Origin of the sequence: Malonomonas rubra, from assembly GCF_003247215.1 — a bacterium.
Lineage (GTDB): Bacteria > Desulfobacterota > Desulfuromonadia > Desulfuromonadales > Geopsychrobacteraceae > Malonomonas > Malonomonas rubra_A.
Genome location: NZ_QKAP01000076.1, coordinates 1 through 10932 on the forward strand (window position 1 = coordinate 1; position 10932 = coordinate 10932).

The 10932-nt window shown below is 53.9% G+C and carries 12 protein-coding genes, 1 tRNA gene, 1 other RNA gene and 1 pseudogene; 10 read left to right on the top strand and 5 right to left on the bottom strand.

All coding sequences use genetic code 11. The features are described 5' to 3' along the window. From Q7J88_RS07930 to Q7J88_RS07970, 9 genes are all read left to right on the top strand, one after another. A partial coding sequence (locus tag Q7J88_RS07930) for a toprim domain-containing protein (protein ID WP_303721633.1) occupies window positions 1-927 on the top strand: 927 nt, incomplete at its 5' end. 36 nt (window positions 928-963) lie between these two features. Continuing rightward, window positions 964-2733 (top strand): RNA polymerase sigma factor RpoD, encoded by a 1770-nt coding sequence (gene rpoD, locus Q7J88_RS07935; RefSeq protein ID WP_303721634.1) that lies wholly within the window; start codon window positions 964-966, stop codon window positions 2731-2733. A 79-nt stretch (window positions 2734-2812) separates the two neighbouring features. Next, window positions 2813-2889, top strand: a tRNA-Ile gene (locus tag Q7J88_RS07940). A gap of 207 nt (window positions 2890-3096) precedes the next feature. Further along, window positions 3097-4230 carry a Nif3-like dinuclear metal center hexameric protein gene (locus tag Q7J88_RS07945; RefSeq protein ID WP_303721635.1) on the top strand — a complete coding sequence of 378 codons (1134 nt, stop codon included), beginning with the start codon at window positions 3097-3099 and terminating at the stop codon, window positions 4228-4230. A 36-nt stretch (window positions 4231-4266) separates the two neighbouring features. Further along, a complete protein-coding gene (locus tag Q7J88_RS07950; protein ID WP_303721636.1) occupies window positions 4267-4974 on the top strand; it encodes a zinc ribbon domain-containing protein in 708 nt (235 codons plus the stop codon). Window positions 4975-4996: 22 nt separating this feature from the next. Continuing rightward, window positions 4997-5388: RNase P RNA component class A (gene rnpB, locus Q7J88_RS07955), an RNA gene on the top strand. Window positions 5389-5451: 63 nt separating this feature from the next. Next, a complete protein-coding gene (locus tag Q7J88_RS07960) occupies window positions 5452-6024 on the top strand; it encodes a hypothetical protein (RefSeq protein ID WP_303721637.1) in 573 nt (190 codons plus the stop codon). 1 nt (window position 6025) lies between these two features. Further along, on the top strand, window positions 6026-7054 hold the full coding sequence (locus Q7J88_RS07965) for a TIGR00730 family Rossman fold protein (RefSeq protein ID WP_303721638.1): 1029 nt from the start codon (window positions 6026-6028) through the stop codon (window positions 7052-7054). Continuing rightward, window positions 7054-8169, top strand: coding sequence for a hypothetical protein (locus tag Q7J88_RS07970; RefSeq protein ID WP_303721639.1), 1116 nt, complete (start codon window positions 7054-7056; stop codon window positions 8167-8169). Before Q7J88_RS07965 ends, Q7J88_RS07970 begins: the two co-directional genes overlap by 1 nt. A gap of 72 nt (window positions 8170-8241) precedes the next feature. Here the strand turns inward: Q7J88_RS07970 and Q7J88_RS07975 are convergent, their stop codons facing one another. The 5 genes from Q7J88_RS07975 to Q7J88_RS07995 all read right to left on the bottom strand — a co-directional run bounded on the left by Q7J88_RS07975 (window position 8242) and on the right by Q7J88_RS07995 (window position 10510). Further along, window positions 8242-8676 carry an SH3 domain-containing protein gene (locus tag Q7J88_RS07975; RefSeq protein WP_303721640.1) on the bottom strand — a complete coding sequence of 145 codons (435 nt, stop codon included), beginning with the start codon at window positions 8674-8676 and terminating at the stop codon, window positions 8242-8244. Between the two features lie 130 nt (window positions 8677-8806). Further along, complete coding sequence (locus Q7J88_RS07980) at window positions 8807-9163, bottom strand: translation initiation factor Sui1 (RefSeq protein WP_303721641.1); 357 nt, start codon at window positions 9161-9163, stop codon at window positions 8807-8809. Between the two features lie 23 nt (window positions 9164-9186). Then, the gene (locus Q7J88_RS07985; protein ID WP_303721642.1) at window positions 9187-9390 is read right to left on the bottom strand and encodes a hypothetical protein; all 204 of its coding nucleotides are present in this window, start codon (window positions 9388-9390) and stop codon (window positions 9187-9189) included. A gap of 131 nt (window positions 9391-9521) precedes the next feature. Next, window positions 9522-10058, bottom strand: coding sequence for a phosphoribosyltransferase family protein (locus Q7J88_RS07990; protein ID WP_303721643.1), 537 nt, complete (start codon window positions 10056-10058; stop codon window positions 9522-9524). Window positions 10059-10210: 152 nt separating this feature from the next. After that, window positions 10211-10510, bottom strand: a complete 300-nt coding sequence (locus Q7J88_RS07995) for a hypothetical protein (protein ID WP_369681995.1) — start codon at window positions 10508-10510, stop codon at window positions 10211-10213. Here Q7J88_RS07995 and Q7J88_RS08000 point away from each other — a divergent pair. Then, window positions 10476-10871 (top strand): annotated as a pseudogene (locus Q7J88_RS08000) (BMP family ABC transporter substrate-binding protein); the annotation flags it as partial. The gene Q7J88_RS07995 and the pseudogene Q7J88_RS08000 sit on opposite strands and share 35 nt — an antisense overlap. Window positions 10872-10932 lie beyond the last annotated feature (61 nt).

Consider the following 10932-nt stretch of genomic DNA (forward strand, 5'->3'; position numbering starts at 1 on the left):
CTCCTGTTTGATCAGGACGCGGCCGGGCGTCAGGCGACCTTCAAGGCGATGGCAGCCCTTCAGGAAGAAGGGATCCCAGCGCTGGTGATTGAGTTGCCGAAGGGGGAGGATCCAGATTCCTTTGTCCAGAGCAAGGGCCCCGACGCCTTTCGGGTGCGGCTGGAACAGGCACGCCCAGCAATGGACCTGTTCATGGAAGATGCGCTGCAGAGCGCCGGGGCCGGGGTGGAACAGAGGGTTCGCGCGGCAAAAACCGTCATTGAGCGGATTTGTGAGCTCTCCAGCAGTATGGAGCAGGACCTCTACCTTAAGGAGTTGGCCGGCCGCAGCGGTATCGAGCTTGAGCTGCTGAAACAGCAACTGGCAGAGGTGCAGCGCAAGGCGAAATCAGTACCGGAAGCGGAGGAGGGTGTACCTGTTTCGCCGGAACCGCCAGAGTATGTAGAGAGATATCATGCAGAGCAGAGCTTCTTGCTTGGCCAAGCCTCTTCGGGCGAACGAAGTGCTCCGGAAAAGCCGTCTGGGCCTGATTGGCGCAAGGTTGAGGGGGAACTGTTGCGGACTGCTTTTTTGCTGCCGGAAGAGCGGACCCGATTGGCAGAGATCGTTGATGAAAGGTTTTTGACCCCTGCGGCAAAAGAGTTGGCGCAGGAGATCCTTGGTTCAAAAAAGGCGTTGGAGGACCAGAGTCTGTTGGAAGATTTCAGTGCGCGCTACCATGCGGTGATCAAGGACTTTCTGCAGTCACCGGTGGAGATGGTCGAGGGCACGTTCGACGGGCTTTTAAAGGCTTTGCAAAAAGAGTCTCTGAAAAAGAAGAAGGACGAAATTTATGTGCGGATGAATGAGGCTGCACAGCTTGGTGATGAAGAATTACACGCAAAATTACTGAGAGAGTTTACTCAGCTGAATAACGAGTTAAAGTAATAGTATTACGGTACGCCACAAGGAGAATACGCAAAAATGGCGAAAAAGACGAATCCGGAAGAGGTTCAGCAGCTAATCGACATGGGGAAGGAGAAGGGCTTCCTAACCTATGATGAAGTCAATGACATTTTGCCCGCCAACATGGTGTCTTCGGAGCAGCTTGAGGATGTGATGAGCATGTTCGGCGAAATGGATATCGAAGTTGTTGATTCCGACAGTAAGGTCCGCTCTTCTTCGAATGACGATGATGACCTCGATGGTGATGATGACAAGGATGACGGAGATGTTGAGCTTGAGGCAGGCACTCTGGGCCGCACCAGCGATCCGGTCCGAATGTATCTGCGGGAAATGGGACAGGTTGCCCTGTTGACCCGTGAGGGTGAGGTCGAGATTGCCAAGCGGATTGAAGAGGGTGATGCGCGGGTGACCAAGGTGGTCATGCGCACCCCGATCGCGGCCCGTGAAGTGATTACACTGTTGCAACGCCTCGAAAAAGGCCAGATCGGAGTTTCCGAGGTCACCCGTGATTACGACGAAGAAGAGGGTGGTGAGGCGGAAGAGAAGCAGCGCGAGCGTTTGACCGAGATTCACGAACAGGTCAAGCCGCTTGAAGAGCAGTTAAAGCAGGTACAGGAAAGTCTGGCCGCTGATCCGCCGCCGGCAGAGAAAAAGCTGAAAACTCTGCAGAAGAAAGAAGAAGAGCTGCGGGATCAGTTGATTGAATTGCTGCGGCAGGTACGCCTGAAAGATTTCCAGGTTGCGAAGATTGTTGATCGCCTCAAGGATATGGGAGAGCAGGTCAGGAAAGGGCAGCGGGAAATCTCCTCTTGTGAAGAGCAGATCGGCAAGCCGTATAAAGAGATCCGCAGTTACTTACGGCGGATGCGCAAAAATGATGACGAAGCCCATGCTGTTGCCGATGAATTGCAGGTCTCAGGCGATATTCTGCTGTCGGTGGAAAAACGGCTCAAAGCAGCTAAGCGCAAGTTCAAGCGGGTCAAGGAAGAGTCTGGTTTTGAGCCGGAGGAGCTACTCGAATACCTGAAAGAAGTTTATAAGGGAGAGTGGCGGGCCAAGAAAGCCAAAACCGAACTGGTTGAAGCGAACCTGCGACTGGTTGTTTCGATCGCCAAGAAGTACACCAACCGCGGTTTGCAATTTCTCGACCTGATCCAGGAAGGGAATATCGGTCTGATGAAAGCGGTCGATAAATTCGAATATCGTCGTGGTTACAAATTTTCCACTTATGCTACTTGGTGGATTCGACAGGCGATTACTCGGGCTATCGCCGATCAGGCTCGCACCATCCGGATTCCGGTGCATATGATCGAGACGATCAACAAGCTGATCCGTACGACTCGCCAGCTGGTTCAGGAGTTCGGCCGCGAACCGACCCCGGAAGAGATCGCTGAGCGGATGGATCTACCGCTCGACAAGGTGCGCCGGGTGCTGAAAATTGCCAAGGAGCCGATCAGCCTCGAAACCCCGATCGGGGAAGAGGAAGATTCCTCGTTGGGCGATTTTATTGAGGACAAGGGTGTGGTCTCACCGCTTGAAGCGGTGATCAAGGGGAACCTCAGCGACCAGACCTCCCGGGTGCTGGCTTCCTTGACGCCACGTGAAGAGAAGGTGCTGCGGATGCGTTTCGGGATCGGCGAGAAATCTGACCATACGCTGGAAGAGGTTGGTCAGGATTTCAACGTTACCCGTGAGCGGATTCGCCAGATTGAGGCGAAGGCACTGCGAAAGTTGCGTCACCCCAGTCGGGCCAAGCGACTCAAGGGATTCGCATCGAGCGATAACTGATGCAAAAAACTTAAGTGGTGCGCATACTAAAATCTTGACAGTGGTAAAACAGTTTGCTTACTATGTACTCTTGTGCAAGGGGCCTATAGCTCAGTTGGTTAGAGCCGCCGGCTCATAACCGGCTGGTCCCAGGTTCGAGTCCTGGTGGGCCCACCAAATTAACCCCTGGCGGGCATTCCGTCGCAAAAGAAACTAGGCAGATTGCGTTGAACGCAGAGCTTCGATTGATACAGTTATCGCACCCTGGGAAACATCAAGGGGGATGTGCAGAGAGTGCGGCAGGAATCGCCAAGGGGGAAAACCAGATCAACCAAGAGTGCACCGGGAAACCGGTGCACTCTTTCTTTTTGCGGGAACGCTGGAATGGCTAAGCAGAAAAAGGCCTGCTTGACTGATTTGGTTGGCTTGTTGAATGTCCTCTACGCTCCGGGACTCGCCGAAGATTGGGACAATGTCGGGCTGCAAATCGGTGATCCGACAGCTGAAATCAAGCGGGTGCTAGTCTGCCTAGATGCCGAAGAGATTGCCATCGAAGCAGCTGTGCGTGCCGACGCGCAGCTTGTGGTCAGTCATCACCCTTTGATCTTCAAGGGGCTGAAGCGATTGACGCCGAGCGATGAAGTCGGCCGGGTTTTGTTTCGGGCGATCCGCAACAATATTGCTGTTTTCAGCGCCCACACCAACCTTGATCGCGCTGCTGATGGCCTCAATGACTGGTTGGCGGCCCGGATCGGTATCGAGAATTGTCAGCCACTGGAAAAACCACAGAGAGCCGGTTATTACAAACTTGTTGTTTTTGTGCCGCAAGGGCATGAAACAGCGCTGATGGAAGCCCTGTTTGCTGCGGGGGCCGGGAATATTGGTCAATATGACCATTGCTCTTTCCGCACGGAAGGGATTGGCAGCTTTCGCGGTAGTGAGGCGACAGATCCCTTTATTGGCCTACCTGGGCAGCATGAAGAGACCGGCGAGTTTCGTCTCGAGACCATCGTTCCAGGTGCGCGACTGACGAAAGTGGTGGAACGCATGCGCAAGGCGCATCCCTACGAAGAAGTTGCCTACGACCTGATCCCGTTGGCCAACAGCAGAGACGATATTGGCTTAGGCCGAATCGGTCGTTTGGCGGAAGAAACCAGTCTGCAGCAATTTGCCGAACAGATGCGTGAACGGTTGAACTTGCCCTCCCTCAGGCTGGTCGGCGATCGAATGCAGAAAATCAACAAGGTCGCTGTTTGTGGCGGTAGCGGTGCTTCTTTGTTGAGCGAAGCGCTCAGGCAGGGGGCTGATTGCCTGGTCACTGGCGATGTGAAATATCATGACGCTCAACGCGCGCGTTCCGAAGGGCTGGCCTTGATCGATGCTGGTCATTTCGGAACTGAAAAGTTAATGGTTCCGGAGTTAGCCGTACGTCTGCGCCATGCGCTCGACGAGCGGCGGTTGCCGGTAGAGGTTATCGAAATGGCGGCTGAGCAGGATCCTTTTACCACGATCTGCTAGCGGTCAATATCCTTTCAAGAAGTATGGAGGCTTAAAGTGCACGAACAGATGAACCTGCTGAAGGAGCTTCAGGAGATCGATCAGGAAATCAGCACCATCGAAAAGAGTCAGCAAGGCTATCGGCAAGAACTAGACTCTTTCGGAGTTGAATCCGCCCGCGTTCAGGCGATGCTTGACGAATTGAGTGCAGAACTGGCGGTGCTGCAGAAAGACGAAGCGCAACTTCAGCAGGATCTGCTACGAGAGCGGGACAATATCGCTCGGGTCGAAGGGCGGTTGCCAGAAATCCAGACCCAGAAAGAATATGTCGCCGTTCTCAAAGAGATCGACATGGCTAAAAAGGCGAACAAGGATCTGGATGAGCAACTGCTGGCCAAGCTGCAGGAGATCAGCTCCCTGGAAGAAGATCTTCAGGAAAAAGAGGCTGAGCTTGCCGGTATCAACGAAAAAGCCGAGGCCCGCACCGCCGAGATCAATGAGCTGTTGGCGGAAAGCGATACAGCTCTGGAAAAACGCAAGGAAACCCGTGAGTCGGTAACCAAGGACCTGCCGACAGCACTGTTGCGCAAGTACCAGACACTGTTCAAACGGCGCGGTGGCTTGGCGCTGGCACTAGCTAGCAACGGGGCTTGTCTTGGCTGCAATATGCAGCTGCCTCCGCAGCAGTTCAACAGCTTGCTGCGTGAGACTGAAATGCAGACCTGCCCGCACTGCAACCGTTTACTCTACGTTGAACAGGGTTGATCAGGTTCATTTTGGTTTGGTCGAAGAAGGACAGGTGATCGCTGGTTCGCCAGCTTCGTGCCAAGGCGAACGGGAGGAAAGTCCGGGCTCCGCAGGACAGGATGGTCCCTAACGGGGACCGGGGGTGACCCTAGGGAAAGTGCCACAGAGAGGAGACCGCCTGCAGGCTTTTGTCTGTGGGTAAGGGTGAAAGGGTGAGGTAAGAGCTCACCAGTTCCGGCGGTGACGTCGGAAGCTCGGTAAACCCCATCCGGAGCAAGGCCGAATAGGGAAACGTTTGAGGATGGTCCGTCCAAAGTTTCCGGGTCTGGCTGCTTGAGGCCGTCGGCAACGGCGGTCCTAGAGGAATGATCATCGTCCTGCAGCGGGTAACTTCTGCAGGAAACAGAACCCGGCTTATGGCCTTCTTCGGCCACCATACTTACCGGCAGCTGACCGTTTCGGTTATGCTGCCGTTGCTTATCATGACAGGTTTTTATGACAGAACAACGCAGCCAGTCCTGGCACCAGATCGTCGGGCAGGTGACCGCTGAATATAGTCGTCTGCCGCAGCTGGAAAAAGACTGGATCGCAGCACGCCTGAAATCCCTGGGAGAACTGCAGGGCCGGTTGAATCAGCTGTTTGAAAAAGGGGACGGGCTTTCCGCCTGCGGCGCTTGTTCCGGTGAGTGCTGTGCCAAAGGGCACAACCATATGACCCTGGCCAACTTGCTCTGTTTTCTTCAGCAGGACGAGCCGCCACCTGCCTCCGATTTTTCCCGAACCTGCCCCTTTTTGACAGAGCAAGGCTGCTCTTTGCCGGTCGCAAGACGCCCCTATAATTGCATCAGTTTTGTTTGTGATATAATTGAGAAATCTTTAACCTCGGCGGAACTCGCCGAGTTTTATTCTCTCGATCAACAGCTGCGTGGGATCTACCAGGAGTTCGCAGGTCGCTATACCGGTGCTGGGATGACCGGTCTGCTCCTGCAGCAGCACCGCTTGGCCGGAAGAGCTTTTCTAGCGCGAAAGACCACTGCCGGTTCCGTTTCCGGATCAACAGGAGCTTGAAATGAAGATTAGTTTTGACCGCACCAATGGGGAAATTGATGACATCATCGACGATCTTATGCGTCGGGTGAAAGTTCATCATCCGGAAATGATCCGACAGATGATTCTTAGTGCCCTCAAGTCGGGGCAGGAGAACGACTATCTGGCTGACCAGAAGCTGATGCGCACGACGATGAAGGAGATGCGCTTTACCAATAAGGTGTTTGCCCCTTACCGGCAACGGAAGAAGGTGAGTATTTTCGGCAGCGCCCGTACCAAGCCGGAAGAGCCCATCTACCAGAAGTGCGTACAGTTTTCCCGCATGCTAGCCGATCAGGGTTACATGGTGATAACCGGTGGTGGCCCCGGAATCATGCTGGCCGGCAATGAAGGCGCCGGAGCGGAAAACTCCTTTGCCGTGAATATAGATCTTCCCTTCGAGCAGGAAATGAATCCTATCATGCAGGGGAACGAGAAGATTATTAACTACAAGTACTTCTTCAACCGCAAGGTCGCTTTCCTCAAGGAGGCGGACGCCGTGGTCCTGTTCCCCGGCGGTTTCGGCACCCTTGATGAGGGGATGGAGGTGATGACCTTGGTGCAGACCGGCAAGAACCCACCGATCCCGCTCATCATGATTGACGATGATGACGGGGGCTATTGGGATATGTTTTTCAATTTCGTCCGCGACGCACTACTCAAGCGTGAGCTGATCAGCTTTGAGGACTTCGCCCTGTTCACCATCACCAAGAATCCGGCAGAGGCTGTGGAGTACATCAACGAATTCTACCGCAACTACCACTCGATGCGCTTCGTCAAGGAAAAGCTGGTTGTGCGGCTGAACAAGGTGCTTGATACTGATCACCTACAGGTACTCAGGAGCGAGTTCAGCGAGATCCTTGCTCCAGGCGGCAGCATGCGTTTGTCGAATGCCCTCCCAGAAGAACAGGACCAGCCCGATCTGCTGTTGATGCCGCGCTTGGTCATGGAGTTCAACCGCCGCAGCTATGGCCTGCTCAAAGCTCTGATTCGGCGTATCAATTCTTTCTGATGGCTGCGTTACAAGAATTGCCGATAAGCGTTCTGACGGTCCGCCTCAAGCGCACAGATCTGCGTCAGATGCTGGCACTGGTCCGCACTCTCTTTCGCCTCAGCCAGTCGGAAAATTATCAGCGCCAAGTTTTCCCGCAACTGCCGGAAGTCTGCCGTTTCGATCCCGGACACGCTGCCTTGATGATGGGGTATGATTTTCACCTGACCGAGGACGGTCCCAGGCTCATCGAGGCCAATACCAATGCGGGCGGTGGTTATATCGCCTGGTTGAGTGAAGCCGGGGCGCAGGGGCATGATCCGATCGAATTGACCCGACGGATTCAAACGCGGCTGTTCTCCACTTTTTTGCGGGAATTTCGCGACTATTCAGCCGGGCGGGGCCGGTTGCAGAGTGTCGTTCTGGTCGATGAGGCGCCGCATGAGCAGCCGCTTTACCCGGAGATGGTTGCATGCCGAGATTGGCTGTGCACCTTGGGTCTGCAGGCCGAGATCGCCTCACCCGAGCAGCTTTTTGCGGATAAAGACGGTGTGTTGCTTGCTGGAGAAAGGGTCGATCTGATTTACAATCGGCACTGTGATTTCTTTCTTGACGAGCCGGTGATGAGCGGTTTACGAGCCGCTTATCTGGCCGGCACGGTGTGCCTGTCGCCCAACCCATTCGCTTATGGTCTGTTGGCCGACAAACGGCGCATGATTCTTTGGTCCAACCAGCAGCGATTGGAGAAACTGGGAATAGACAAGGGCGACCGTGAATTGTTGACGACCGTGGTCCCGGAGAGTCGTCTGCTGGCCGATTGCGATTCAGAAGCAGTATGGGCAAAACGGAAGGATTTGATTTTTAAACCGGTGACTCGCTTCGGTAGTCGGGGCGTTTTGATGGGAAAAAGCATCAGTCGCAAACGTTTTAAAGAACTTGATCCGCAAACCACATTAGCGCAGCAGGTGGTTGCTCCTTCGGTAGAGTCCGATGAACAAGGGCGGGAATATAAAGTCGATCTGCGACTGTTCGTATATCGTGACCAGTTGCTCGGGATCGGCGCCCGTTTGTATCAGGGGCAGGTGACCAATCTGCGGACGGAAGGCGGCGGATTCGCTCCGGTTCGACTGGTGTAAGGATTCTTCTTTCAAGTAAGCATAAAAAAAGCCGCCCTTTCGTGGCGGCTTTTTTGCGATTATCATCCGGAACTATTCGCCCCAGACAAGGTCTTGCCAGATCCAGCCGGTCTTGTCGTCGGCAGCTTTGACCTGCACCCATTTCTGCTCTTGTGCCAGCAATTGGAAGCTGTTGCCTTTTTTCGCTTTGAAGGCGACCGGGAACTCTTTGCCCGGGCCGCTACGGACATTGCAGAGGTCGGCGGTGACGGTAACCGTGTGGGTAGCTGTGGTCAGCGATTTGTGGATATAGCCGACTATACCATCGGCGGTTTTTACTTTGAGGTAGGCCGCACCATTTTCCAGAACTTCCAGCGGTGCATAGAGGTCCAGTTGCTTAATAACATTGGAGCCGGAAACCATAGCCTTGTCGCGCACCTCTGCGGGCAGGTGGGAAACGCTGATCATTTCTGCTAGACAGGATGTTGCCAATAGCAAAAACAGGCCGGTAAGAAGAATCTTTTTCATATTGCCTCCTAGTATTTATGTGTACGATTTAGCATTAAATGCGCGTATTAGAGCAATTCACTTGAGCACTGTCAATTTAAATAAGTTTTAACTCGAGACCCTCCTTATTTGCCACAAGCGGGTTCGATTTTCAGCCGCCGGCTTTTTTAACTTTCCAGCCCTTTTTCTGTAACTCTTCAAGCAGCAGGTCGCGGTGATCGCCCTGAATCTCTATTATGCCGTTTTTGATCGTGCCGCCTGTGCCGCATTTTTGCTTCAGGTATTTGGCGAGCTTTTTCAGCTCATCACCACTGAGCGGAAGGCCGGTAATCAGGGTCACTCCTTTGCCTTTACGCCCTTTGGTTTCCTTCTGGATACGGACGATACCATCTCCTTTTGGCGTTGGGGACATTTTTTTACAGTTGCAATTCCCGAGTGCTTTTCCGCAGCCGGGGCAAAGGCGGCCGGCTTCACAGGAATAGGCTGGGGTACTGTTGTTGCGTAACATGAAAGATCCAATCTATGCAGTAACTAGAGCCTTTTTTTCAGTTGGCATTCGACGCAGATTTTTTTCAATTCGAAAAGCCCGCTTTCCGGGTTGAGAACGCTGGCGACGGTCATATGCTGCGGACAGGTGATCTTGTAGCATTCACTGCAGACCAATCCTTCACCGACATTCGAGCAGTAATCACAGATGTGGCACATCCATGGAGAATGGTTGGCATCGTCGTTCATCGGTTGCGATATCTCAGCTGGGCATGAAGCTGTCGAGTCATTCAGTTTTATTCCCAAGTGCAGGATAGAACGTATTGACGCACAGTTCAAGATTAGGTTTTGTAGTTGTCACCGCTGTTCGCGTCCGGTCGTTATTGACCTGTTGAACTCAGCTCCTCCAGCGTCAGTATCGAATAAATATCGCGCCGCGTCGATTTGTTGATGATGACGGCGCTTCCGGCCAGCATTGCCCCAGCTTGTTTGACGATTTCCTCGATCGCTTTGAGGGTCGAGCCTTTGGCGAAGAAATCATCGATGAACAGAACTCGTTCACGCGCCTGGAGCACCTCTTTCGCAACATACAAGGTAGTCGACTCCTCTTTGGTGAAGGAATAGCTGGCGGCAGCGTAGTGCTCCCCCATGGTCAAGGGCTTCTTTTTCTTGGCGTAGACAAAAGGAATCCCAAGTATCCCGGCAACCGCCTGGGCGAGCATGATGCCGCTGGTTTCCGCGGTCAGTACCTTCTCAATCGATTTTTCTGCAAAATGGGTTGCGACATCGGTGGCGAGTAGATCAATCAGTTGTGGATCGACCATGTGGTTGAGGAAACGATCGACCTTGATGACTTCACCGTCGATTCGTCCATCCCGCTTGATCCTTTCTTTCAAGGTTTGCGAAGCATAACTCATTTTCGATCCTCCCGATCATAAGTTAGTCCGAGACTCTCTGGTTGTTGGCTGCCCCCCTTTTTGTAAGCGGAGGGTTGAATCACCAAAATGACAATGGTGAAAAAGTAGGGCAACATCTGCAGGGTATGCGCGCTGATCCAGGTTCCCATCGCCTAAAAGCGCAACTGCATGGCGGTAATGCCGCCGAACAGGTAGGAGCCGAGCATCGCCCGAGGGCTCGACCATCCGGCAAAGATGCCCAATGCCACGGCGATCCAGCCACGACCGGCCGACATGATCTCGATCCACATCGGTGTGGTCGCCAGGCTCAAGTATGCGCCGCCGATATCGAAAATGCCGGAGCCGACACTCACTGAGAGAAAACGATAGCGATTGACTGGCACCCCGCAGGTGTCGGCCACTGCCGGGTTTTCCCCGATGGTGCGTAAGGGGGCTAATCTGGTGTTCACCACCAGCTTCGGCTACATGGACGTCACCATCGACGTCGCATGCCGCGACACCGATGTGGTCTTCATGCACTGTTCCGGATACAAGACCGCCGAGAATGTCGCCACCTACTTAGGGCGCATGTGCGAGCCACGTTATCCCTCCGGTATCGTCGCCGCCTTCCCGATTCCGGAAGTCATCCGCGGCACCAACGCTTTCACCCTCGGCGTCCGTAGTGTCAACCCGGCAGCTCAAGTGAATGTCTTCTGGACACAGACTCGGTTCGATTCAGGTATCGAAAGGGACGCCGCCGACAGCCTGCTTGATGTCGGTGCCGACTTGGTAGCTATGCATCAGGACGCCCCTGCGATCCTGCAGGCCGTTGATGACCCTGGCCGATTCCGCACCTTCGGGAACCGATTCGATATAGGTTAAGGACTGGACGAAC

What these genes read in the sequence shown, in the direction of transcription:
- Q7J88_RS07965 (WP_303721638.1), top strand. Translation starts at nt 6,026, where the DNA reads ATGAAGATTAGTTTTGACCGCACCAATGGGGAAATTGATGACATCATC.
- Q7J88_RS07985 (WP_303721642.1), bottom strand. Translation starts at nt 9,390, where the DNA reads ATGAACGACGATGCCAACCATTCTCCATGGATGTGCCACATCTGTGAT.
- Q7J88_RS07980 (WP_303721641.1), bottom strand. Translation starts at nt 9,163, where the DNA reads ATGTTACGCAACAACAGTACCCCAGCCTATTCCTGTGAAGCCGGCCGC.
- Q7J88_RS07970 (WP_303721639.1), top strand. Translation starts at nt 7,054, where the DNA reads ATGGCTGCGTTACAAGAATTGCCGATAAGCGTTCTGACGGTCCGCCTC.
- Q7J88_RS07945 (WP_303721635.1), top strand. Translation starts at nt 3,097, where the DNA reads ATGGCTAAGCAGAAAAAGGCCTGCTTGACTGATTTGGTTGGCTTGTTG.
- rpoD (WP_303721634.1), top strand. Translation starts at nt 964, where the DNA reads ATGGCGAAAAAGACGAATCCGGAAGAGGTTCAGCAGCTAATCGACATG.
- Q7J88_RS07990 (WP_303721643.1), bottom strand. Translation starts at nt 10,058, where the DNA reads ATGAGTTATGCTTCGCAAACCTTGAAAGAAAGGATCAAGCGGGATGGA.
- Q7J88_RS07975 (WP_303721640.1), bottom strand. Translation starts at nt 8,676, where the DNA reads ATGAAAAAGATTCTTCTTACCGGCCTGTTTTTGCTATTGGCAACATCC.
- Q7J88_RS07960 (WP_303721637.1), top strand. Translation starts at nt 5,452, where the DNA reads ATGACAGAACAACGCAGCCAGTCCTGGCACCAGATCGTCGGGCAGGTG.